This window comes from Flavobacterium sp. 9R, from assembly GCF_902506345.1.
Lineage (GTDB): Bacteria > Bacteroidota > Bacteroidia > Flavobacteriales > Flavobacteriaceae > Flavobacterium.
This window is the reverse complement of record NZ_LR733413.1, coordinates 2,251,861-2,276,654: the sequence shown is the minus strand read 5'-3', so window position 1 is coordinate 2,276,654 and position 24,794 is coordinate 2,251,861. Positions and strand designations below refer to the sequence as shown.

Here is a 24,794-nt window from a genome sequence, read left to right as displayed (position 1 = left end):
GTTTTGGTATGCTTATGCTTTTGGTGCTCCAGCTAAAATTTCTTCGTTAGCAAATTCTTCGAATTTTTCAAAGTTTGCTTTGAATTTTTGAGCTAGTTCAACTGCTTTTACGTCATATAATGCTTTGTCTTCCCAAGTATTTCTTGGATTTAAGATTTCGGCTGGAACATTTGGACATTCTTGTGGAATCGCAATTCCAAATACGTCATGATTTACAAAAGGAACCGCATCCAATTCACCATTCAATGCAGCAGTAATCATAGCACGAGTGTATTTCAATTTCATTCGGCTTCCTGTTCCATAGGCACCACCTGTCCATCCTGTGTTGATCAACCATACGGTAACATTGGCATCTTTCATTTTTTTGCTTAACATCTCAGCATATTTTGTAGGATGCAATGGCATAAATGGTGCGCCAAAACAAGCAGAGAAATTAGGCTGTGGTTCTGTTACTCCCGCTTCAGTTCCAGCTACTTTTGCAGTATAACCAGATATAAAGTGATAAGCTGCTTGACCAGGAGTAAGTTTTGATATTGGAGGAATAATTCCAAATGAATCAGCCGTTAAAAAGAAAATATTTTTTGGATTTTTACCAATAGATCCTGGTTGAATATTGTCAATATGTGTAATTGGATAGCTTACTCTAGTGTTTTGTGTAATAGAAACATCATCAAAATCTACTTCGTTGCTTCCTGCTTTAAAAACAACATTCTCTAAAATAGCTCCTCTAGTGATGGCTCTAAAAATATCTGGTTCATTTTCTTCTGACAAGTTGATGACTTTGGCATAACAACCTCCTTCAAAGTTGAAAACAGTGTTCTCGTTAGTCCAACCGTGTTCGTCATCACCAATTAGTTTTCTTTCTGGATCGGCAGATAAAGTTGTTTTTCCTGTTCCTGAAAGACCAAAGAAGATAGCAGTATCTCCATTTTTACCCACATTGGCACTACAGTGCATTGGTAACGTGTTTTTGTAAACAGGTAATATAAAGTTCAATGCAGAGAAAATTCCTTTTTTCATTTCTCCTGTATATCCTGTACCTCCTATAAGTGCAATTTTTTTAGTAAAATCTAAAATGGCAAAATTGCTCTGACGTGTTCCATCTACCGCTGGATCTGCTTCAAAGCTTGGAGCACAAACCACAGTCCATTCTGGAGTGAAGTTTTCTAATTCTTCTTCGTTAGGTCTTAAAAACATATTGTAGCAAAATAAGTTTGCCCAAGGTGTTTCGGTTACCACGCGTACATTCAATTTGTAATTTGAATCGGCACATACATAAGCATCTCTTACAAAAACCTCTTTGTTAGATAAGTGAGCCGTTACTTTTTTGTATAAAGCATCAAAAGCAGCTGGCTCGAAAGGGATATTTACTTTTCCCCACCATACTTTGTCTTCGGTAATGCTATCTTTTACAATAAAACGATCTTGAGGTGAGCGACCTGTAAATGTCCCTGTATTGATGGCTAAAGCTCCTGTGGAGTTTTCCATTCCTTCACCTGAAGCGATAGTTAAATCGTGTAATTCATCTGGAGTTAATTGATACTGAATTTTGGCATTCTCAATTCCTAATTTTTCTAACGAAATCGATTTCGTAAAAAGGGTGTTAGTGTCCATAAAATTGTAGTTAGTTTTTATTTGTTTCGCTGTAAAAGTATAAATTAATTTTTAAATACCCTTTTTTGTTTTATATTTTCTTTTTATCGTTTTTTAAAAAGTCAAATAATAAAACAATCCAGGCTAGAATGAGGAAGAGTCCTCCAATGGGAGTTATAAAACCGATTTTGGTAAAATCAAAAGAAGTTAAATTGTTGGTGGCTAAAAAATAGATCGAGCCTGAGAATAAAATAACTCCAGTTACGGTAAAATAATAAATGATTTTTTTAGATTTTTCAGATAAGGAAGTAGTCAAACCAATGAATAGAAGGAATAAAGCATGGTACATTTGATAGCGAACTCCCGTTTCGAAGGTAACAAGTTGCTCTGTTGAAAGTACTTTTTTTAAGGCGTGTGCGCCAAAGGCTCCTAAAATGATAGCAATCATTCCTAAAAGGGCAGCAGTCGAAATTACTTTTTTGCTCATAGTTCCTAATTAGAATCTATTGCAAAAGTATTTATTACATTTCAAACAAAAAGGGTTATTTATGTTTTATTTTTATTTTTTTTGTGTTTTAACATAATCTATTTGTTATAAATACAACAAAATAGTATGTTTGTGTTAAATAATCATATTTTTATGAGAACTATACTCATTATTGGAGCAGGTAGGTCAGCCTCGTCGTTGATTCAGTACCTATTGGAAAAGTCTGAAAAAGAGCAATTACATCTCATAATTGGAGATTTATCGCTTGAATTGGCTCAGAAAAAAACCAACAATCACCCTAATGCGACTCCAATAGCTTTAGATATATTTAATACCCAACAAAGACAAGATGCGATTCAAAAAGCAACAATCGTTATCTCTATGTTGCCCGCGCATTTGCATATAGAAGTTGCGAAAGATTGTGTTTTGTTCAACAAACATATGGTTACGGCCTCTTATATCAGTGATGCGATGCTAGCTTTGGATGCAGAAGTCAAGGCCAAAGGACTCATTTTTATGAACGAAATTGGTTTGGATCCTGGAATCGATCATATGAGTGCGATGAAAGTTATCGATGAGATCAAAGACAAAGGCGGAAAAATGCTTTTATTCGAATCCTTTTGTGGTGGCTTAGTCGCTCCAGAATCGGATGACAATATTTGGAATTACAAATTTACATGGGCACCAAGAAATGTGGTGTTAGCAGGTCAAGGTGGTGCAGCCAAATTCATTCAAGAAGGCGCTTACAAATACATACCGTATTGCAATTTATTTCGCAGAACCGAGTTTTTAGAAGTCGAAGGCTATGGTAGATTCGAAGCTTATTCTAATCGAGATTCATTAAAATACCGATCCGTTTACGGCTTAGATGATGTGCTGACTTTGTATCGCGGAACTATACGTAGAGTTGGTTTTTCCAAGGCATGGAATATGTTTGTGCAATTAGGAATGACCGATGATAGTTACATAATGGAAGGCTCCGAAGCAATGACTTATCGACAGTTTGTGAATTCCTTTTTGCCTTATCACCCAACCGATTCCGTTGAGCTGAAAATGCGACACATTCTCAAAATAGACCAAGACGATATTATGTGGGATAAACTAGTGGAGTTGGATTTATTCAGCCGTAGTAAGAAGGTTGGTTTAAAAAATGCCACACCCGCTCAAATTTTAGAAAAAATTCTTTCCGATAGTTGGACCTTACAACCCGAGGATAAAGATATGATAGTTATGTATCATAAATTTGGTTACGAATTGAATGGAGTAACTTCTCAAATCGATTCCAAAATGGTATGTATTGGCGATGACCAAATGTATACGGCTATGGCAAAAACAGTTGGACTTCCCGTAGCAATGGCCGCTTTACTAATTTTAAATGGTAAAATACAAACTAGTGGTGTGCAACTTCCAATTCAAAAAGAAGTTTACAAACCCATCCTTAACGAATTAGAATCATACGGCGTTGTTTTTAACGAACAAGCCATGCCTTACATGGGCTACAACCCAGATAAAGTTTTCAATTAGTTTTCTTTTTAATTATTTTTTTTGATTTAATTTGTTAACCGCTTCTCTAAACTTGTACTTGAAGAGAAGCGGTTTTTTTTATGTAGCAGCAGCATTAGGCTTTTTGGGAAGCATCGTCCCGTGATACGCTATATCTTTTCCTTTTTAAAGAAAAAAGGAAAAGGATGCCGCTTCTCCCGGGGCTATGAGGAAGCTTTGTTTTTTTAGGTTGAGAAGTTAAAATCAACCTTGTTGTAATGTTATTGGTAAGCTATATTGCACGCGAACAGGAACACCGTCTTTTTTAGCGGGAATCCATTTTGGAGAAAGTTTGATTACGCGAATTGCTTCTTCTCCAGTGCCAAATCCTATATCTCTCAAGATATTGGCATTAGTAATACTTCCATCTTTTTCGATTACAAACATTAGGTATATTTTGCCATTTCCTTTAAAATTAGTTGGAGCTTGATAATTCTCACCAACGAATTGATAAAATTTTTCCATACCACCAGGGAAGTTGGGTTTTTCAGTAACTCCAGCTGTTGTAAATAGCACATCGTTTGTTGGTATTGATGAACTTTCAGTTGGTGTGGTAGGCTTTGTTGGCGCAGTATAGGTTATTCCTTTATCCGCTGCATCTCTTAATTTTTTTTCTAGAGATTTTTCAGTCGCAGCAACCTCTATATTTATACTTTTTCCTGTAAACTTTTTGCTTTCATTTATGTTCTTGTATTTGAAATAATCTTCAGTATAAATATAGTATTTGTAGGGTTGTGGGTATTTTTTACTTTGCTCACTTTTCGGTACAGGGCCACCTCCAAATCTGACAATATTAGCAATAGGCTCTTTTGGTAGTTTTCCTTTGGCAACAGGAATATTGTTGATATAGATGGCGTATTTAGAACTGTTTTTAAAGTCCTCCCATTGCGCTTTAGATGGTGTTGTTTTGCCGAACGTTTTTGGCGACAGTGATAAATACCTGTTTCTTTCTTCTAAAGTCATATCTTCATATTTTTTGGAAAAGCTAATGTTTCTTCTTTTGTCGGTTACGTTAACAAGTACACCAGCGTAATAAGTATCCATTTCATTGTTTTGTTGTACAGTTGTTGTTTTTGGCTGTACTTGTGCAATGCTATCAATACAGAAATAGCAGAAAAGTGCCGTAAAAATTGGTAATAGCACTAGCTGTTTACCAAGGATTATTCGTTTCGAAGAATTTCGGCTCATCATAAGAAAGCGTTTTTTGGTGACTTGAAAATTTAAATTACTGGCTAGATACAAAGGCGGGTTACAACTCGCTTTGGATAACAATAGTGATTGATAAAATGGTATGTTTTTGTACGATTGCACCACTTTTTCATCGGCTAGGAATTCATGATTAAGTTGTATGGCTTTTTTGTATAAAATAAACAAAGGATTGAACCAAAAGATGGTTTTTATCAATTCTATAAAAAGAACGTCTAAGGTGTGCTTTTGATTGACATGGGTCAATTCATGTGCAAACAATTCTTTTTCAATTTTGCGTTCTTGGTATTCCGCCTCATTGATGAAAATAGAATTCATAAAAGTATGCGGTAATACGGGTTCTTGAAGCAATACTAAAGTTGCGTTTTGAAACGAAAGGGTTGCGTTGTTCTTTTTTAATTGATAAAAAGCCACAATATTTCGAATAAATCTATATACTAGAATCGAAGTTACAAGGACATAAATACCCCATACTATTTGTTCCAGATAATTGGTTTCTTCTGCAATTACCATAGTTCCACCTGAAAAGCTCATTGTAATTGGAGCAGCAACAGGAGTCGTGATTTCTTCAATAATTTCAATCGAAATAAAAGGAATTAGAAGTGAAAAAAGTAAACTAGTTAATAGGTAAAACCGATTAAAACGGTGCATTTTTTCCTTTTCTAGAAAAAGCTGATATACTACCAATAAGATAGTGGCAGTGATAGTCGAAGTTAGCAAGTACTGTATCATGATTTCTTTTTTTGGATTTCGTTATCGATGATTTTTTTTAATTCCTCTAGTTCTCTGGCGGTTAGGTTTGTTTCTTTGGTAAAAAACGAAGCAAATTGAGAAGCTGAATTATTAAAGAAATTACTAATTAATCCATTGACGTGTTTAGAGAAGTAATCGTTTTTGTCAATCAATGGGTAATACTCTCTAGAGTTTCCATATTCTTTGTAAGCTACAAACTGCTTGTCAATCATTCTTTTTAATAAGGTAGCAATAGTTGTTGTAGCAGGTTTTGGTTCAGGGTAGGCTTCAAGTAGGTCTTTCATAAAGGCTTTTTCGAGTTGCCACAAATGCTGCATAACTTGTTCTTCGGCGTTGGTGAGTTGTTGCATAGTTTATTGTTTTGTATTTTTTATTTCTTTTTCTGAGATAAGTTCTCCCTTGTCGTACAATCGGGTGATGATTAAATCTTTCTTGGTGTCGAAATACTCCCATTGGCCGGAGTAAAACCAATGAATATCTTTCCCTTTTTCAATCAACTGTGTAATTCCTTTGGCTTGAAGCGCTCCATTCGGGTGGTAAAAGCGTACTTTGCAATACTCTTTTTTATAGGTTTCTTTTTTGATGATTTTGCCATTGGCATAATATTTCCATTTTTTGACTGGCTCTCCTTCTTTGTATCTTCCAATAGATTTGTATCGAATAGTGTCCAAAGTATATTCTTCAATCCATTTGCCGTGCATTTTTTTGTCTTTCTTTTGATTGATGTGTTGTACTTGGCAACTACATAAAAGAAACAGTACAAATAGTAAGATTGGTTTGGTCATTGCTCTACAAAATAATACATTGTTCTACAAATGTAGAATAAAAAATAATATGTGCAACAAAATGGTTAACTTTTTTGCAATGAGTGGTTTAGAAACGGTTTTGCGTAAGGGGTAGGAGCGGCATCCTTTTTGGGACTCGCTTTTTCGGCGAGGGCCCAAAAAGATATAGCGTATGACCCGACCCGCTTTTTCTGCGGGTTACGCCCCAAAAAAAAAATCCGCTCATTCTGGAGAACGAGCGGATGTTTATGTAAAAAAGAGTGTTTATTTGCTTAACTCTACAAAATATTTATAGAAAAGTGGAATGGTTTCGATTCCTTTGAGGTAATTGAAAATTCCGAAATGTTCGTTTGGGGAATGAATTGCATCGGAGTCTAAACCAAATCCCATCAGGATCGTTTTGCTTTTCAATTCTTTCTCAAACAAGGCTACAATTGGAATACTACCTCCAGAGCGAACTGGAATGGCTGGTACACCAAAGGTTTCGGTGTAGGCTTTATTCGCGGCTTGATAACCAATGCTGTCGATTGGAGTAACATAACCTTGGCCACCGTGATGCGGTTTTACTACAACACTCACGCCAGCTGGAGCAATACTTATAAAGTGTTTGGTGAACAAATCGGTAATCACTTCCCAATCTTGATTAGGCACTAAGCGCATCGAGATTTTCGCATAGGCTTTGCTAGCAATGACCGTTTTGGCGCCTTCTCCTGTATAACCTCCCCAGATTCCATTTACATCCAGTGTTGGACGTATAGAATTACGTTCATTCGTGGTGTAGCCAGTTTCGCCATAGACATCATTGATATCTAATGCTTTTTTGTAATTTTCTAAGCTAAAAGGTGCTTTGCCCATTTCGGCTCTTTCTTCCAGAGATAATTCTTCGACATTGTCATAGAAACCTGGAATGGTGATATGATTGTTTTCGTCGTGAAGCGAAGCAATCATTTTGGATAAGATGTTGATTGGGTTGGCAACCGCTCCACCGTATAAACCAGAATGTAAATCGCGGTTCGGACCAGTCACTTCTACTTCTACATAACTCAATCCACGTAATCCTGTAGTGATGGATGGTTGCTGATTAGAAATCATTCCCGTATCTGAAATTAAAATCACATCGTTTTTTAATTTCTCGTTGTTGTTTTCCACAAAGGTTTTTAAGTTAACACTGCCTACTTCTTCTTCACCCTCGATCATGAATTTTACATTACAAGGTAAAGTATTGCTTTGAATCATGTATTCAAAAGCTTTTACGTGCATGTACATTTGGCCTTTGTCATCGCAGGCACCACGAGCAAAAATAGCGCCTTCAGGATGAATTGCCGTTGGTTTAATAACAGGTTCGAAAGGAGGAGACGTCCAAAGTTCGATTGGGTCGGCGGGTTGTACATCGTAGTGTCCGTAAACTAAAACCGTTGGTAGGTTTTTGTCTATTATTTTTTCACCATATACAATTGGATAACCTGCTGTTTCGCAAATTTCAACGAAATCGCAACCTGCTTTTTCTAAACTTACTTTTACGGCTTCTGCTGTGTCTAGTACATCTTGTGAAAAAGCTGTATCGGCACTAACGGAAGGAATTTTCAATAATTCGATTAACTCATTGATAAAGCGTTCTTTATTTTCTTGAACGTAACTTGTTCTATTTTCCATTTGGATGATTAATTTTATCAATTCAAAAGTACAAAAAATAGATTATTATTTTTTTACAAAATTTACTTTGAAAATTGGAACTTATGCTTATATTTGCACCCACAAACACCAGTTCAATGAACTCCTCTTAAAATAAGAGTTTAGTGAATTAATTAAGCGGATATGGCGAAATTGGTAGACGTGCCAGACTTAGGATCTGGTGCCGCAAGGCGTGTAGGTTCGAGTCCTATTATCCGCACAAAAAAGCTTCTCATTTGAGAAGCTTTTTTTATTTCATCACTATTATAAAATAGGGTTTACTTCAATTCTTCTTTATTTTCTGTTTTTCGTGCTAATTTTTCTATAAAGTTTTGCGGTATTTTTTGAATTATCATTTATTCAAAAAAAAGTCACTTTTTATTTTTCTACTAACAAAAAAGCACTACATTTAGCTTTTCAACGATAAAATGTCACACTTTATCGATTATTTAAAGCAAATTTATATAGATAACCCTGCATTAACTAAAGTTTCAATGACGAATTTGGTGAATAATTTTAAAAATTTAATTTCGAACGAATTGTTTTTGAAGTTGTTAGGTTATTTAGATGAAAAGGATGCTCTCCTTAAAAAAACGATTGAAGCAAGTATATGTGCTGTCTTAGTTGGAATAAAAAAAAGTAATGATTTGGATGTTTTTTTAAAATCTTCTCAAAACTTGAGTTTTGATTTTGAAGCCCAACTGAATAATTATTGCCCGAAAGAAAGTTTGTTTTCTTGTGGATATTTGTATTTAGATTGGCTTTTTGCCGTTAAAAAAGATAGAATATCTGAGATGATTTCAAATGAAATAGGAGTAAGAAGTGAAACAGCTAGAATTGTATTGAATGTAGTGTCGATTCTGATAATTAATGATTTAAAAAAAGATACACCAAAAAATTTAATCTCAATTTTAGAATCACAGTCTGAAATTTTTTGCAGACTATTGCCAAGAGGAGTGAAGCTAATTTTAGGTTTGCCAAATGTGGATTATGCAACAAGTGTTGCAAATGAAAATGAATCTTCTTTATTCAGTTTTTCATTTTTTAAAAAATAAAAGAAATTATTTTTTTGACAATATAGGTTTCTGATTTGTAGTTAATTATAGTAACCATTAAAGGGATGTTGAGTAGTTCAACATCCCTTTTTTATTGGCAGTGTGTAAAATAGTTGATAATTTTAATGCTACTTTTTTTGTAAATCTTACCCATGATACACTCTCGAGGCAATAATTTTTTCATTTTTTACTTCTAGCACTTCAGCTACTAATAAGTCGCTTTCATCAGTTACTATGCGAATGTATTCCATAAATACTCGATCGCCATTAGCGGTAAGCGAGGTTACTTTATACTGTAAACTTGGTAATCGTTCAAAAGCGTCCTGCCACCAAGTTCTTAAAGCTTCTTTTCCTGAGATTAGACCATGGGTTTCAGGTTGACGTACTTTGAGTTTTGGACTAAAATGGATGGCTTCATCATCATAGAGGGAAAGTAGTTTTTCTAATTCTTTATTATTAAAACAGTCGAACCATTTGTAGGCTATAGAGTTTAGTTTTTCTGGAGTCATAAATTTTATAATTAAAAAATCCCATTTCAATTAGATTGTAATGGGATTGTCTGTTTTAAACGTTTTTCAAATTGATAATTTCTTGATCCGTCAGTAATCGCCAATTGCCTCTTGGCAAATTCTTCTTGGTCAGGCCAGCAAAAGAAACACGATCGATGCGTAACACGTCATAACTGAATTGTTCAAAAATAGAACGCACCACTTTTACATTTGCAGAACGCAATTTCAAACCTACTTCGCTTTTCGCTTCATTTTCAATATAACTCACCTCTTCAACAAAAACACGGTGACCATCAATCACTAGTCCTTTGCTGATCTTTTCTAAATCTTCAAATTTCAAGTTTTTGTCCAAAGAAACTTGGTAGATTTTGGATGATTTCTGATTCGGTAAAGTGAATTTTCGAATCATATCGGTGTCATTGGTAAACAATAACAAACCGGTAGTGTTTTTGTCCATTCTACCAATCGGTGCAATTTTGGCTGTAGTAGAACCTTTTACCAATTCCAATACATTGCGGTATTCCTGACCTTCATCAAGTGCCGTGGTAAAGTTTTTGGGTTTGTTCAACAAGATGTACACTTTCTTCTCTGGAGTCAACACTTTTCCATCAAAGTTTACTACATCGGTTGGTTTTACTAAGTATCCCATTTCGGTTACGGGAACACCATTTACCTTTACATTACCTGATTGAATGTAAATATCTGCATCACGTCTCGAACAAACGCCCGAGTTCGAAATGTATTTATTCAAACGAATTTCGTCTTTTTCTTTAAGTCTTTTAGCTACTTGATTGGGTTTTTTAACCACTTTGTTTGCCTCTTCTATTTTGGCAGTAGGTTTTGCTTTTTTAGGTCCTTGTGCCCTTTTTTGCATCGCAGGTTTTGGCTTATTCGAATTGGGTCTTGAACCTGCTGGCCTTGCTCCGCCTCGTTTGTTGTTGCCTTCCTTATTATTCATAATAATCTCTAATTTGGTGCAAAGATACTATTTATATCCTTGTGAAACGATTTTCGATAATTAGAAAACGATAACTAACTAATTTATTAGTAGTTAAGTAGGTTTTTTAGTAAGTCGATTTGCTTTAGGAGCTATTTCCTGCTGTCCACTATATCTTTACTGCCGAACCCCGGCAGTAAAGGATGCCGTTCCCATCAGGGCTATGGAATTCTGCAATAAAGAACGTTTTGTTCCAAAGAAATTACTGCTTCAATAACCAATTTTTACCGTGCCAAAGCACACTTGGGTTAATCAAAACAATACAAAAAACTCCCGCTACAATCAAAAATTTCAAGATATTGTGCAGTCTAATGTAGTGTGGTTTGTTGTTGGATTGCCACAATAAAAGCAGAAAAAATAACAGTACAATTAATGAACTATAAAAGTAAATGTCCATATAGCCCACATCATAGAGTTCAATCAAAATATACACAGGAACCAAGGTTAAAACCGTTAATCCCGTACTGATTCTTTTGGACCAATTCTCTCCATAAAAAACAGGAATAGTGTGATAATTATTGGCCAAATCTCCTTTCAAATTTTCCAAATCTTTAATCAATTCCCGAATCAAAATCAATAAAAACAAAAAAGAAGCGTGGGCGATGATTACAGCAAAATGGTCTTTGTGGCGTTCCAATTCTTCAATCGAAGTGGGTTGATAGTAATACAAAAGAATGGCGAAAAAAGGCCAAACGGCCAGCAATGCCGCGGATAAATTTCCAATAAAAACGATTTTTTTCAGTTTATGGGAATAGAACCAAATCAGAAAAATATAGAATGAAAAAAACAGTAAGGCTCGCCAAGAAATAAACCAAGCCATCAACGCCACAATGAAATTCAAAGTAAAATATACCTGAAGTTTCGTTTTCTGACTCACCAATCGGTCCAACATCGATTTGTTCGGACGGTTGATTAAATCTTTTTGACTGTCATAAAAATTATTGATAATGTACCCTGAGGCTATAGCAATCGCTGAAGCAAATACTAAAATAAAAATATTAAAGTCCAATAAAATATTCAAGGCACGCTGCTCTGGAGCCATAATGAAAATAGCCGACAAATATTGCGCAATGATAATTATAGGGATGTTGTACCCTCGAACAACAGAGAACAAACTAACGATTTTTAATAACAATAGCTTTTGCTCTCGTTGCATCTTGAATGGCGTCTGAAAGTTTTTTTAGAATTGGTACACTACTTCAAGTTTGTAGTCTTTTAAAGCAGCTTTGGCACGTTCCAAGTCTTGTGTAAAACCAAGAATGTAACCGCCACCTCCAGAACCGCAAAGTTTTAAGTAGTAGTCATTCGTGTCAATTCCTTGTTGCCATACCCCGTGAAATTCCTCAGGAATCATTGGCTTGAAATGATTTAAAACGACCTTAGATAATTTCTTTGTATTGCTAAACAACGCTTTGATGTCTCCAACAAGGAAATTTTCTACACAAGCATCAGTATGTTTTACAAATTGTGATTTCAACATAGTGCGGAATCCTTGGTCTTTCAAGTTTTCCATAAAGATATTTACCATAGGAGCTGTTTCTCCTACAATGCCAGAATCTAACAAAAACACAGCGCCTTTACCGTCAAAACTTTGAGTCGGAATGCCTGTGGCTTCAATATTGTCTTTAGAGTTAATTAAAATCGGTATACTTAAGTAGCTATTCAACGGGTCTAAACCAGAACTTTTTCCGTGGAAAAAGCTTTCCATTTGAGAGAAAATAGTTTTTAAGGCTAATAATTTCTCACGCGTTAAGTTTTCTAAAACAGTGATTTTATGTTGTGCGTATTTGTCATAAATAGCCGCGACCAAAGCGCCACTACTGCCGACTCCGTAACCTTGAGGAATGCTAGAATCAAAGTACATGCCTTCGTTAACATCTTTTTGTAAAGTAGTAATGTCAAATTGTACCAAATCTGGTTGTTCCGTTTGTAGGGTTTCCAAATAGGTTACAAATCGTTTCAAATGGCCGTTAGAAGCAATAGCCTCTTGCGAAGGATTGTCCTCTTTTTTAAGGGCGCCATTGTAAAAGTTATAAGGAATAGATAATCCTTTCGAGTCTTGTATGATTCCGTACTCTCCGAAAAGTAATATTTTTGAGTAAAATAAAGGTCCTTTCATATCTTTTTTGCTTTCCTAACGGTAAATATAGGGATTTTTATTATTGTTTGATTAGTTGACTGCCAAATCCTATTTCATCGCAAAGGTACTGACCATTTTGACAATAGCCAACTAATTCACTTTGAATAAAATGTAAAACAGATTCTTTTACGTTTTCAGGGTACAAAACATGCACATTTGCGCCTGCATCTAAGGTAAAACAAACGGGTGTTTTAGTTTCGTTTCTGTACTTCCAAATGGCGTTGATGATTTGTAGCGTGTTTGGTTTCATCAAGATAAAATACGGCATAGAAGTCATCATCATTGCGTGCAAGGTCAACGCCTCGCTTTCTACAATTTTGATGAAAGCCTCCAAATCACCAGTTTCGAATATTGGAATTAATTGGTCAATATTCTCATGCGCTTGTTCAAAACGACGTGCTGCAAAAGGATGATTGTGCATTAAATCATGTCCCACAGTACTCGATACTTGCTTTTCACCTTTGTCAACCAACAAAATAGTGTCTTGATAATTCTCAAAAACCGAATGTACTTTTCCTGAAAAAGGCACTCCAAAAAGGTTGGAGCTTCCTTCAATATTCTTTTGGTCTCCCCAAACAACCAGATTTCCTTTCACACTTCTGCAAGCACTACCTGAACCTAAACGAGCTAGAAAAGACGCTTTTTGATAAAAATAATCCTCGCTCATATCTGGGTTTAATGCTTTTTCAATACTCATGAAATTCATAGCCAAAGCCGCCATCCCCGAAGCCGATGAAGCAATTCCAGAACTGTGCGGAAAGGTATTTTGTGTATTGATAGTAAAATGATAGTCTTTCGAAAAGGGCATAAATGGAGCAATTCGCTCCAAAAATTTCTGAATCTTTGGCTTAAATTCCTCTTTAGGCTGTCCTTCAAAAAGCAAGTCAAAAGAGTAATCGCTTGGATTGGTTCCGTTGATTGAATTCGAAAGGTCTTTCTTTTCAAAAGCTACACTAGTAATGGTTTTACAGTTATTTAGTGTAAAACTTATAGATGGATTGGCTGGTATTTGATGTCCCAAATCGTCTCTTTTTCCCCAGTATTTTACTAAGGCTATATTACTTGGAGCACTCCACTCGAAAAAACCTTTGTCAATATTTTGGGTATAAGCTTCAGTAGGTATAAAAGTATTCGTATTGGTCATGAAAGATAAAATTTTGGCAAAGATACTTTTTTTGGTAATTGGTTTATTTCTTTTGACAAACCTTTAGTTACTTTTGGCTATTTTTGAATCCATTTAAAAAACAATATGTAATGAATAAAATTACTCGAATCCTTACCGTAGTTGTTACTTGTCTTGCAATAGGCTATTTTTCTGGAATGGTTACACGTCAGGCTATATTGGATTGGTATCCGACTTTAGTAAAACCTTCTTTTAATCCACCGAATTGGGTTTTTGCGCCCGTTTGGAGTTTGTTGTATGTGATGATGGGTGTTGCGGCTGGTTTGGTTTGGGATAAAATTGAATGGAATCGACCGATTGTCAAAAAAGCTTTGACGCTTTTTGCGATACAATTGGCCTTAAATGCCTTGTGGTCGTATTTGTTTTTTGGATTGCATAATCCTTTTTTAGCCGGAATCGAGATTGTCTTATTGTGGTTGATGATTTATGAAACTTATCTCCAGTTTGCTAAAATCAATAAAATTGCAGGCTATTTATTGTTGCCTTATTTGGCTTGGGTAAGTTTTGCTACGGTATTAAATATAAGTATTTGGTGGTTAAATAAATAATTAGGTATATTTGTTTTTAATGAACAATTAGTGAATTAAAGACGAATATCCTTCATGCAAAAAATCTTCTTCTCCTTAACTCTTTTTTTATTTCTTCAAATAACTCAAGCTAAACAATCTTTAACTGAAACCGAAAAGTTAGCCACTACAGCCAAAGTTTGGGGTTTCTTGAAATATTATCATCCTAACGTGGCTAGCGGGAAGTACGATTGGGACAAAGAATTATTTACTATTCTACCTCAAGTAGAAAAAGCTAAAAATAAAAAGGAGTTCTCTGAAGTGATAGAAAACTGGATTGCTTCACTTGGAGAAGTAAAGAAAGTTGAACCTATTGTTGTGTCAAATGAAATTAAGTATTTTGACAAAAACTTAAATGCTGCTTGGCTAAACAATCCTCATTTTTTTTCAAAATCTCTTTCAAAAAAATTAACCTTCATATTAGAGAATCGATTACAGTCAAATCATTTTTATTATCGAAAAGGAGAGCCTAAATCAGATGCTATTTCTTATGAGTTTAGTAACGAAATAAAATATCCTAATTATGATTGGAAGGACCGAAACTTTCGGTTGTTGGCATTTTTCAGATATTGGAATTATGTAGAATATTTTTTTCCATATAAATACCTAATGGACCAAAATTGGGATGATGTTCTATATGAAATGCTCCCGAAGTTCAATACTGCTAGTACAGAAGTTGAGTATCACTTGTTAATGCGAGAGCTAGTGATTAAATTAAATGATTTACATGCTTTCCTAGGTACAAAAGTGATGTTAGAAAAATTTGGCAGATTGCAAATACCTGCTAGAGTTAGAGTTGTTGACGATGAGGTCCTAATTACTCAAATATTTAGTGATTCTTTGGCTAAAATCAGTGATATCAGAGTAGGAGATATCATTACGAAAGTGGGCGGAAAAACAATACCTGAAATTTTAAAAGAATCAAGAAGATATTTGGATGGAGGTAATGATGTCTTGCGGGCTAGCAATTCTTGGTATCATATTTTTAATGGTCATACAGATTCAGTAAAAGTAGAATACAATCGAGAAGGTAAATTGGCTGAGAAGTATATTTACCGACACTCCGCAAAATTATTCAGAAAGACCAATAAATTGCTTGGGCAATGGAAACTTTTAGACAATTCTATTGGTTATGTGAATTTGGGAGAAGTATATCCAGAAGACATTAATAACATCATAGCAAAGCTAAAAAGCACTAAAGCAATAGTTTTTGATCTTCGACTTGGGGCTCATGATACGAATTATATCTTAGCGGAATTTTTAAACCCTGAACCCAAAGAATTTGCAAAATTTATCGATCCTGATGTAACGTATCCAGGGCGATTTATTTGGAGAGAAACTGAAATGTGTGGTAAAACAAATCCTGATTACTATAAAGGTAAAGTCATTGTTTTAGTCAATGAGAACACGCAGAGCCATGGTGAATATTCTGCTATGTGTCTGCAAGCGGCTCCCAATACAACTGTCATTGGTAGTCAAACTGCAGGTGCTGATGGAGGGGTAATTAGGTTTGAAATACTCGAAGGTTTCAGTACACAATTTAGTGGTTTGGGTGTATTTTATCCTGATGGGCGAGAAACACAACGCATTGGGATAGTTCCGGATATCGTGGCAAAACCGACCATCTTGGGTCTTCGAGATGGTAAGGATGAAGTCTTGGAACGAGCGATTCAGTTTATAGAAACGGGTAAATAATTAACTTTTTTTATCGTTTTTCACCCCACCGCATTCGCCACAATAAACCCACTAGTCCAAGCATTTTGAAAATTGAATCCACCTGTAATGGCGTCAATGTTGACAATTTCGCCTGCAAAATAAAGGTTGGGGTGGATTTTACTTTCCATAGTTTTAAAGTTGATTTCCTTTAAATCAATACCACCAGCAGTAACGAATTCTTCCTTAAAAGTGCTTTTGCCATTAATCGGAAATATGCCATTGGTGAGTTGTTGTGCTAAGTTTTGCAATTGGGTTTTGGACAAATCGGCCCATTTGGTTTCAGAAGTAATGGCAGCAGCCAGCACCAAACTTTCCCACAAACGATTGGTGAGTTCAAAAGGTGATTTTTTGGCGACTGTTTTTTTAGCTTGTTCTTGTTTCAGGGTTTTCAATTGCGCGATGGCTTCTTCGGTATCGATGGTATTGAGCCAATTCACTAAAAGTGTAAATTGATAGTTTTTGTCGTGTAAAATGCGGGCACCCCAAGCGGATAGTTTCAAAATAGCGGGACCACTCATCCCCCAATGGGTAATTAAAAGTGGTCCAGTGGCTTCGAGTTTGGTGTCCTTCACTCTTACGGTTACTTTTGCTGAAACGCCTGGCAATTCTTTGATTCGGGGGTCTTTGGTGTTAAAAGTGAATAAAGAGGGTACAGGTGGAATGATGGCGTGGCCAAATTCCTGTAGCATCTCCCAAATTTTTGGATTGCTTCCCGTTGCTAAAATCAATTTCTCGGCTTGATAATTTTGATTTTGGGTATCAATTTTCCAGTAGTTGTCTTTTTTGAAAATAGATTGTACGCTCTGACCCGTGAGGACTTTGATGCCCAATTGTTGGGTGGCTTTTAGAAAACAATCAATGATAGTTTGAGAAGAATTTGAAACGGGAAACATACGGCCGTCGTCTTCAATTTTGAGGGCTACACCGTGGCGTTCAAACCACTCGATGGTGTCTCCAGAACAAAATTGATGAAAAGGACCTCGCAATTCTTTTTCGCCTCTTGGGTAAAATTTTACGAGTTCGTTAGGTTCAAAACAAGCGTGGGTCACATTGCAACGACCGCCACCCGAAATGCGCACTTTGCCTAGCACTTCGGCGCCACGTTCTAAAATGGCAACTTTGGCTTTTGGATTTCTTTCTACAATGTTGATGGCAGTAAAAAAACCTGCAGCGCCACCTCCCACAATTAAACAGTCGTACATCATCGTAATCTTTCGGGAAAATTACAAAAAATTCCATCGACACCCAATGCGATTACTTTTTTAATGTCTTCAGGTTCGTTGACGGTGTAGGTATTGATTTTAAATCCTTCTTGGTGAATACGTTTTACGTTTTCTGGCGTAAGGGTTTTGAACCAAGGATTGATGGATTGTGCCTTTAATTGATGCGCCATTGGGAGTGCGTCTAGCGGATTTTCTTCTGTTAAGACGTCAATGGCTATTTTGGAATCGAGTTTTCGATAGGTTTCTAATTCGTTCCAAAGGAAACTCGAGATGATAAAATCAGAAGTTTTCCAGCCTTTTTTGCCAAAAGCAGCAACAATTTTATGTGTAGCTTCGGCGGTATTTTTGCCTTTTAATTCGATATTCAAAGGTACTTTTCGGTCGATGGTGGTGATGATTTCTTCTAGGGTAGGAATGTGATGTCCGCCTTTTACGATTACTTTTTGCAAGGCTTCGAAGGTGTAGTTTTCTATCGGACCTTTTGCATTGGTGAGGCTATCCAAAATATCATCGTGAAATACTATAACTTCTCCTGTTTTGATGACAAACACATCAATTTCGATGCGGTCGACGCCCATCGCTAATGCTTTTTTAATCGCGGGAACGGTGTTTTGGGTTTCGTGTCCCATAGCTCCTCTATGACCTATGTTGAGTGGTTTGTGCATAGTAGTACAACTGGTTAATCCAATAAAAATAAGCCAAAGATACGGTTGAAGTTTCATTTTTTTTCTTTTGGTCTAAAATAGGAAAAAGGAATTACTTCTTAGTTAAATACGAGGTTATCATTGTTTTATGTTTTTTGTAAAATTAACCGCAAGGTTCGCAAAGATTTACGCAAGGAACGCAAAGTGCAAAAGTATTTCTTCGTAATTTCTTCTTTTTCTTTATAAAAAAACCACAAATTCACAAATTTTAATCCCTACTTGGGAAATCAATTTGCGAATTTGCGGTGTTTGAACTCTTATGAAATTTCTATTTTTTGGCCTCTAAAAGCACAAAAGTAAAATTAGAATTGATAGTTACTTTTCCATTGGTCACTTTTACTTCTTGATTAGAATAAGCATCGCGAAGAAGGGTTCCATCTGCGAAAATTGTGCCTACAGGTATTTCTTTGGCTCCAAGATTCACATCTAACGCAATGACCACTTGGTCGGTGAAGTTTCCATTTGAAAAATAACGACTGAAGGTATAAGGAGTAGCCGAGATTTGTTTGTGAACTCCAGCTCCGATTGCAGGATGGTTTTTTCTGAACTGTCCTAGTTTTTGCCAATGCGCCAATGTTTTTTGGGTTTCGGGATTGGTTTTGATGGCTTTCCAGTTCATAAACGAGCGCAAAGTGGCATCGCCTTGTGTACCTTCGATTACCAAGGAACGTCCAGATTCATCACCATAATACACTTGCGAAATTCCAGGAGAAAGCAAAAGTTTAGTCCCGCTTTCGATGGTTTTTTCTCTTTTGGCATCGAACGGGCCTCCATCGTCGTGAGAGGATAAATAATTCAGCACGCTATATCCTTGCAACTCGTTATTCAGTTTGGAAGAGTATTTAGAAAAAATGAATTCATAGTCTTTTTGAGCATCCCATTTGAACTCAAAATTGATCATATTGTTGAAGCCGTTTTGGAAGTAATTGATTTTTTTGTCTCCAAAATCAAAATCTTGTCCACCACTAATACCGTAGTTATATACCTCGGCTATGGTGTAAAAGGAGTTGTTGTCTAATACTTTTGACGGGTTGTTTTTCTTCCAAACTCCGAACGCATAATTGCATTCTTTTTGGAAGGCTGCCCATACTTTTTCGTCTGTATGTTTTACGGTATCGGCACGGTAACCATCAATTCCAAATTCAACGATGTAATCTGTCAACCATTTGATGATGTAGTATTTTGGCGCTCTTGGATAGCCTGTTCTTTTGAAAAAAGCATCTAACGAAGCCATTTCTTTTTCGTAACGGCCTTCTTTTTTCCATTTTTCGATTAAGAAAGGAGGAAGGGCTACTTCTTTTTCGCTTTCGGTTTTTACATCTGGAAGATTGGCTACTAGCGTACAAGCGGTAGTTCCTTCAAAAGTTTTGTAATCGCATTGAGGAGAAGTTCTAACCCATTCGCTTGGCCATACGGGATCATTGGCTGTTACGGGTCCGGTGTGATTGATTACACCGTCTAATACAATTCGGATTCCTTTGGCGTGTGCTTTTTTAACCAATTCTGCTAAGTCTTTTTTAGTACCAAAATTTGGATCTAAAGCCGTCCAATCTTTGGCCCAATAACCGTGGAAACCATAACTTAAACCGGTTCCTTCGTCTACACCATCGTGAATTTGTTCTACAATTGGTGTCAACCAAATGGCATTGATTCCTAGTTTAGTAAAGTAGCCTTCTTCTATTTTTTTAGTGATTCCTTTAATATTTCCTCCTTCAAAACCGCGTAGTTTTCCCGTAGTTTTGGTTCGGTCAAAGTATATTTCTTTCTTATTGTTGTCGTCATTAAAACGGTCCGTCATTAAGAAATACAAATTGGCACCTTCCCAAACAAAAGGAGTAGTTTCTTTTTTAGGAGAACTCTTTTTTTGTGCATTAGTATATCCGCAAAACAAGGAAGATAGGGCGAGTGTTAGTGCTAAAGCTTTATTTTTCATTATTTATTGAATTTGAATGATGGTTGATTTGTCTTTGGTTACAGGAATTGAAACACTTATGGTGTTCGATTCTTTTGTGAATGGTGTTACGACTCCGTTTACCTTTATTTGAGTGGTAGTAGGAGCGTTGTGCAACACTAGATTGGCTTTTTTATCTTTTGAACTATAAGCCTTTCCAATTTGTGTTGCAACGGTTATAGTAGTCATTTTGTCTTTAGAATTGGCTTTGAAATTGAGTATTTCATAATTCCCTTTTTCAAAAGCATTCGCCGTTAATCCGTCGTCGTTGTAGAGCTTGCCTTCGCTGTTTGGTGTTTTCTCATCCATAAAGTAATGCAAGTCAAAAGCATCTAAACTATATTTTGTGGTATTTTGAATGGTTTTAATTCTTGGAATAAAAGCGCCTCCACGAACAAAAACAGGAATATGATCTGTTGCTGTAGCTACTTCGGCAAAAGAACCGCCTATGTATTTGCTGTCGTTGTAAAAATCGAACCAATTGTTGTTTTTTGGAAAGTACACCGTAGCCGATGTTTTTCCAGCATCAGTTATGGGTTGTACTAAGAAATCATTCCCCCACAAATACGTGTTTGATGTAGTTTGCAATTGTTGATTTTCGGGTTCTTCAAAGAATAAAGGACGCATCAAAGGGGTGCCTTTTTGGTTATTCTCGAAAGCCAAAGTGTAATTGTAAGGCAGTAATTGGTATCTCAATTCTACTTGTTTTTTGGCATTGGATTTGGTTACAATATCTTTAAAAACAGGTTCAGAAGCCACGTCTTCTTGCGCGTGAGGTCTGAAAATAGGTTGAAAAACGCCGTACTGTAGCCATCTAGTATACAATTCATTGTCAAAATAATCACCTGCAAAACCTCCTAAATCCGAATGCATATAACCCATTCCTTGCATTCCCATTTGTAAAGAAATTTCGGTTTGCGGTTTTAATCCACCCCAAGAACGGCTTACATCACCAGACCAAGGCATCATACCAAAACGTTGTGAGCCTGAATATCCGGCACGCATCAAGATAAAAGGTCTAGTGTTAGAGAATTCTTTTTGATACCCTTCTGCAATGAGTTGTGCCCAATTATGTCCGTAAATATTATGAACTTCATCTGCCGAGCCACCGCTTGTAATTGCGGCAGAAGGGAAAACTTCGGGTTCACCCAAATCGCCCCACAAACCACCAACACCTTGGTTGATTAACGTTTTGTATATATTCCAAAACCATTGTTTGCCATCTGTTTTAAAAATATCGACTATTCCGGTGTTGCCAAAATAGAAATCATAAGTAAACGGCTTTCCATCTTTGTCAACGGCTAAGACTTTTTTGTCTGTTGCTTCTTTCCACTTTGACGAAGTCGTTAAAATAAATGGTTCGGTTATTACTACTGTTTTAACGCCTTTTTTATTTAAATCGTCCATCATTTTAGTTGGATTAGGAAAATTGTCTTTGTCCCAATCTAAATTTCCCATCGTTCCTTGCACGGTTTTTCCAAACCAATACAAATCAAGGATAATGGCGTCTACAGGAATTTCGTCTTTGATGTATTTGTCGATGGTTTTATTAACTTCAGCTTCGGTATGGTAACCAAAACGGCTAGAAAAATTACCCAAAGTCCAACGAGCTGGTAATGGTTGTTTTCCTGTCAAGTTGGTGTAGTTGTCAATCAAATCTATCCAATTGTCCCCTGCGATTACTTGATAGGTCTTTCTCCCAGAAATGGTTTCGTAAGCTAGAGTATTGTTTTTTTGGCTGTCCAAATCCAAATAGCCGATTGGTGCATTGTCAAAATGAACCGCATAGATTTTGGATGAAAGCACCAAAGGCATAGTGAAATTCATCAATTCAGAACGCGTTTCATATCCATAATGCGCTCTGTTGTATAACTGAAGGCGATTGCCACGACGGTTCATTCCCAGAACTCTTGCGCCACCTCCGTATAAAACCTCGGTAGCGTCTAAGTTGAAATCTAGGATTTCATTGCTTTCTTTTTTGAAATAGCCTGTTTTTTCCGAAATCAGTTCTTTGTTTTTGTATAAGTAGCTTATTTTAAAAGGGGATTTTTCAATAACGACCACAATACCAGTAGTTGCCATTTGAATGGAAGTTGGAGTTGTGGTAATTTTGAGGCTAACCTTTTGGGGTGATGCCACTACGGCGTGTGATTTGGAATTGGCTTTTTCTCCATTTGGAACAAATGAAGTGGAAATGATTTTGTCTGAATACGGTTGAAAAGTATACACACCATCTGAAGTAGTAACTTCAAGAGATTGATTGGTTTTTTTAAAACTTTCAAACTTTCGATTAGTATTTTGTGCCAATGCTAGTGAGCTGAATAACAGAAATACGATTATTTTTCTCATTTTTTTAAATTTTAAACCCTTTCAAAGCGGACTTTGAAAGGGTTATTATTATTAGGTGAATTGAATTAGTTGGGTTGAACCACTACTTCTTTTCCGTTGACAAATACGGTCAATGCTTTGTCTCCTTCTAATGAAAACTTGGTTTCATTATGAGTCACTTCCATTTTAAGTATTTGGTGTCTAAAGTTGATTTTAAACGAATACCCTTCCCATTCTTTTGGAATCTTAGGAGCAAAGTGTAAAGTATCTTCTTTGACACGCATTCCACCAAAACCTTCAACAATACTCATCCATGTTCCTGCCATTGAGGTAATGTGACATCCTTCTTCTACTTCTTTGTTGTAGTCATCTAAATCAAGACGTGAAGTTCTTAGGTAGAAAGTGTAAGCCATATCCATTTTGTCCAATTTAGCCGCTTGGATAGAGTGAACACATGGCGAAAGCGAACTTTCGTGAACGGTAAATGATTCGTAGAATTCAAAATTCTTTCTTAACTCTTCGGTAGTAAAATGATCTTCGAAGAAATAGAATCCTTGAAGTACGTCCGCTTGTTTGATGTATGGCGAACGTAATACTCTATCCCATGACCATTTTTGATTAATTGGTCGTTGTGATTTGTCTAGGTCTTTTACAGGAACCAAATCTTTGTCTAAGAAGCCATCTTGCTGCAAGTAGATACCTAATTCTTCTGATTTTGGGAAATACATATTGCCAGCAACTTTTTTCCAATCTTGCAATTCAGCATCCGAAAGGGCTACTTTCTCAATCACACGTTTGTGGTCTGATGGGTACTCAGTGGCTACTTTTTGAATTTGTTCGTAGGTATAATCAATACACCATTTAGCAATATAATTGGTGTAGAAGTTATTATTGATGTTGTTCTCGTATTCGTTAGGTCCAGTTACTCCTAGAATAACGAATTGGTTTTTGTCTTTAGAAAAAGAGGCTCTTTGGTGCCAAAAACGTGCGATACCAATTAATACTTCTAATCCTTTTTCTGGGATATAAGAATAATCTCCAGTATATCTGTAATAATTAAATATAGCAAAAGCGATAGCTCCATTACGGTGAATTTCTTCATGTGTAATTTCCCATTCGTTATGGCATTCTTCACCATTCATTGTAACCATTGGATACAAGGCAGCACCGTTTTTGAATCCTAAATTGTCTTTAGCATTTTCAATGGCTTTGTCCAATTGGTTGTAACGATACGTCAATAAGTTACGCGCAACTTCTTGGTCTTTGGTTGCCATGTAAAACGGAATACAATACGCTTCAGTATCCCAATACGTTGATCCACCATATTTTTCTCCGGTAAATCCTTTTGGACCAATATTTAGTCGAGAATCTTTACCTAAGTAGGTTTGATTCAGTTGGAAAATATTGAAACGAATCCCTTGTTGTGCTTTTACATCTCCTGCAATGGTAATATCTGACATCTCCCAGATTTTTGCCCAAGCGTCTTTTTGTTCTTCTAATAAAGTATCATATCCTTTTGCTAATGCTTCGTGAATGATTTTTTCAGCAGCAGATTGTGTGTTTTTATGATTTAAGGAAACAGCATATCCTCCTATTTTTTGAATAGATGATACAGTACCTTTAGCTACAATAGTCTCATAAGTATATTGTACTTTATCAGTGCCAGATTCTATTGAAGTTGGAGAAATGTGAGATGCTACACCATTAATTAAAACGGTGTTTTGCATAAAAGTTGTTACTTTAAAATGTGTCTTGAAGGTTTGTGCAGTAATAAAAGCTTCATTTGCTGCTTTTTTTACTTCCAAAGGCTCCCAGAATTTTTCTTCCCAGTTGGTGTCTTCGTTAGTAATTCCTGCGTCTATATAGGGTTTGTAAACAATTTTAGCGTCTTTGTTTAACGGTGTAATTTCATAATTAATAAATCCAACTTCGTCTAGAGTAATACTCAAAAAACGGCGAACATTTACTGCAATTTCAGTACCATTAGCTAAAGTTGCTTCAAAAGAACGGTTGTACCAACCTTCTTTCATGTTCAATTCTCTTTTGAAATTTTTTACTTGAGTACAAGTAAACAAATCGAAATTTTCACCATTAACTTCAATGTCAATTCCAATCCAATTGGGTGCATTCAATACTTTTGCAAAATATTTTGGATACCCATTTTTCCACCATCCTACTTTTGTTTTGTCTGGATAGTATATACCTGCTATGTAGCTTCCTTGAAAAGTTGGGCCAGAATAGCTTTCCTCAAAATTGGCTCTTTGTCCCATGGCGCCATTTCCTATACTGAAAAGACTTTCCGACGACTTAACTCTTTCTACATCAAATTCTTCTTCAATGATGGACCAATTGTCTGGTTTTATATAATCTTGGTTCATTTTCTTT

General features: G+C 36.1%; 20 protein-coding genes and 1 tRNA gene. 5 read left to right on the top strand and 16 right to left on the bottom strand.

Going from position 1 to position 24,794, the window contains the following annotated elements:
- Positions 1-12: 12 nt before the first annotated feature.
- Both pckA and FLAVO9AF_RS10210 read right to left on the bottom strand, forming a co-directional pair.
- A complete protein-coding gene (gene pckA / locus FLAVO9AF_RS10215; protein WP_159688002.1) occupies positions 13-1,614 on the bottom strand; it encodes a phosphoenolpyruvate carboxykinase (ATP) in 1,602 nt (533 codons plus the stop codon).
- A 70-nt stretch (positions 1,615-1,684) separates the two neighbouring features.
- On the bottom strand, positions 1,685-2,080 hold the full coding sequence (locus FLAVO9AF_RS10210) for a DUF423 domain-containing protein (protein ID WP_159687998.1): 396 nt from the start codon (positions 2,078-2,080) through the stop codon (positions 1,685-1,687).
- Positions 2,081-2,233: 153 nt separating this feature from the next.
- Here FLAVO9AF_RS10210 and FLAVO9AF_RS10205 point away from each other — a divergent pair, with 153 nt between their 5' ends.
- Entirely contained in the window at positions 2,234-3,604 is a 1,371-nt protein-coding gene (locus FLAVO9AF_RS10205; protein ID WP_159687993.1) for a saccharopine dehydrogenase family protein, read from the top strand.
- A 222-nt stretch (positions 3,605-3,826) separates the two neighbouring features.
- Here the strand turns inward: FLAVO9AF_RS10205 and FLAVO9AF_RS10200 are convergent, their stop codons facing one another.
- The 4 genes from FLAVO9AF_RS10200 to FLAVO9AF_RS10185 all read right to left on the bottom strand — a co-directional run bounded on the left by FLAVO9AF_RS10200 (position 3,827) and on the right by FLAVO9AF_RS10185 (position 8,019).
- Positions 3,827-5,560, bottom strand: a complete 1,734-nt coding sequence (locus FLAVO9AF_RS10200; protein WP_159687988.1) for a M56 family metallopeptidase — start codon at positions 5,558-5,560, stop codon at positions 3,827-3,829.
- On the bottom strand, positions 5,557-5,931 hold the full coding sequence (locus FLAVO9AF_RS10195; protein WP_159687985.1) for a BlaI/MecI/CopY family transcriptional regulator: 375 nt from the start codon (positions 5,929-5,931) through the stop codon (positions 5,557-5,559). Before FLAVO9AF_RS10195 ends, FLAVO9AF_RS10200 begins: the two co-directional genes overlap by 4 nt.
- Positions 5,932-5,934: 3 nt before the next feature.
- A complete protein-coding gene (locus FLAVO9AF_RS10190; protein ID WP_159687980.1) occupies positions 5,935-6,366 on the bottom strand; it encodes a hypothetical protein in 432 nt (143 codons plus the stop codon).
- 264 nt (positions 6,367-6,630) lie between these two features.
- Positions 6,631-8,019, bottom strand: a complete 1,389-nt coding sequence (locus tag FLAVO9AF_RS10185) for a dipeptidase (RefSeq protein ID WP_159687977.1) — start codon at positions 8,017-8,019, stop codon at positions 6,631-6,633.
- Between the two features lie 156 nt (positions 8,020-8,175).
- Here FLAVO9AF_RS10185 and FLAVO9AF_RS10180 point away from each other — a divergent pair.
- Both FLAVO9AF_RS10180 and FLAVO9AF_RS10175 read left to right on the top strand, forming a co-directional pair.
- Positions 8,176-8,257 (top strand) — tRNA-Leu (locus tag FLAVO9AF_RS10180).
- Between the two features lie 208 nt (positions 8,258-8,465).
- Positions 8,466-9,092 carry a hypothetical protein gene (locus tag FLAVO9AF_RS10175; RefSeq protein ID WP_159687972.1) on the top strand — a complete coding sequence of 209 codons (627 nt, stop codon included), beginning with the start codon at positions 8,466-8,468 and terminating at the stop codon, positions 9,090-9,092.
- 146 nt (positions 9,093-9,238) lie between these two features.
- Here the strand turns inward: FLAVO9AF_RS10175 and FLAVO9AF_RS10170 are convergent, their stop codons facing one another.
- The 5 genes from FLAVO9AF_RS10170 to FLAVO9AF_RS10150 all read right to left on the bottom strand — a co-directional run bounded on the left by FLAVO9AF_RS10170 (position 9,239) and on the right by FLAVO9AF_RS10150 (position 13,882).
- On the bottom strand, positions 9,239-9,601 hold the full coding sequence (locus tag FLAVO9AF_RS10170) for a nuclear transport factor 2 family protein (RefSeq protein ID WP_159687967.1): 363 nt from the start codon (positions 9,599-9,601) through the stop codon (positions 9,239-9,241).
- 55 nt (positions 9,602-9,656) lie between these two features.
- Complete coding sequence (locus FLAVO9AF_RS10165; protein WP_159687962.1) at positions 9,657-10,559, bottom strand: pseudouridine synthase; 903 nt, start codon at positions 10,557-10,559, stop codon at positions 9,657-9,659.
- A 241-nt stretch (positions 10,560-10,800) separates the two neighbouring features.
- The gene (locus FLAVO9AF_RS10160; RefSeq protein ID WP_159687959.1) at positions 10,801-11,754 is read right to left on the bottom strand and encodes a geranylgeranylglycerol-phosphate geranylgeranyltransferase; all 954 of its coding nucleotides are present in this window, start codon (positions 11,752-11,754) and stop codon (positions 10,801-10,803) included.
- 24 nt (positions 11,755-11,778) lie between these two features.
- Positions 11,779-12,717, bottom strand: a complete 939-nt coding sequence (locus tag FLAVO9AF_RS10155; RefSeq protein WP_159687955.1) for a mevalonate kinase — start codon at positions 12,715-12,717, stop codon at positions 11,779-11,781.
- A gap of 40 nt (positions 12,718-12,757) precedes the next feature.
- Positions 12,758-13,882, bottom strand: coding sequence for a diphosphomevalonate/mevalonate 3,5-bisphosphate decarboxylase family protein (locus tag FLAVO9AF_RS10150; protein ID WP_159687952.1), 1,125 nt, complete (start codon positions 13,880-13,882; stop codon positions 12,758-12,760).
- A 110-nt stretch (positions 13,883-13,992) separates the two neighbouring features.
- On the opposite strand from FLAVO9AF_RS10150, the gene FLAVO9AF_RS10145 reads away from it, so the two are divergent.
- A complete protein-coding gene (locus tag FLAVO9AF_RS10145; RefSeq protein ID WP_159687948.1) occupies positions 13,993-14,469 on the top strand; it encodes a TspO/MBR family protein in 477 nt (158 codons plus the stop codon).
- A 54-nt stretch (positions 14,470-14,523) separates the two neighbouring features.
- The gene (locus FLAVO9AF_RS10140) at positions 14,524-16,182 is read left to right on the top strand and encodes a S41 family peptidase (protein WP_159687945.1); all 1,659 of its coding nucleotides are present in this window, start codon (positions 14,524-14,526) and stop codon (positions 16,180-16,182) included.
- Positions 16,183-16,202: 20 nt separating this feature from the next.
- On the opposite strand, the gene FLAVO9AF_RS10135 is transcribed toward FLAVO9AF_RS10140, so the two are convergent.
- The 5 genes from FLAVO9AF_RS10135 to FLAVO9AF_RS10115 all read right to left on the bottom strand — a co-directional run bounded on the left by FLAVO9AF_RS10135 (position 16,203) and on the right by FLAVO9AF_RS10115 (position 24,787).
- The gene (locus FLAVO9AF_RS10135; protein ID WP_370516458.1) at positions 16,203-17,408 is read right to left on the bottom strand and encodes an NAD(P)/FAD-dependent oxidoreductase; all 1,206 of its coding nucleotides are present in this window, start codon (positions 17,406-17,408) and stop codon (positions 16,203-16,205) included.
- Entirely contained in the window at positions 17,405-18,148 is a 744-nt protein-coding gene (locus tag FLAVO9AF_RS10130) for a glycerophosphodiester phosphodiesterase family protein (protein ID WP_159687940.1), read from the bottom strand. The genes FLAVO9AF_RS10135 and FLAVO9AF_RS10130 overlap by 4 nt, the downstream gene beginning before the upstream one ends.
- Positions 18,149-18,398: 250 nt before the next feature.
- Complete coding sequence (locus FLAVO9AF_RS10125; protein ID WP_159687937.1) at positions 18,399-20,063, bottom strand: alpha-amylase family glycosyl hydrolase; 1,665 nt, start codon at positions 20,061-20,063, stop codon at positions 18,399-18,401.
- A 3-nt stretch (positions 20,064-20,066) separates the two neighbouring features.
- Positions 20,067-22,430 (bottom strand): TIM-barrel domain-containing protein, encoded by a 2,364-nt coding sequence (locus FLAVO9AF_RS10120; RefSeq protein ID WP_159687934.1) that lies wholly within the window; start codon positions 22,428-22,430, stop codon positions 20,067-20,069.
- A gap of 65 nt (positions 22,431-22,495) precedes the next feature.
- Positions 22,496-24,787, bottom strand: a complete 2,292-nt coding sequence (locus tag FLAVO9AF_RS10115; RefSeq protein ID WP_159687931.1) for a glycoside hydrolase family 65 protein — start codon at positions 24,785-24,787, stop codon at positions 22,496-22,498.
- Between the last annotated feature and the right edge of the window lie 7 nt (positions 24,788-24,794).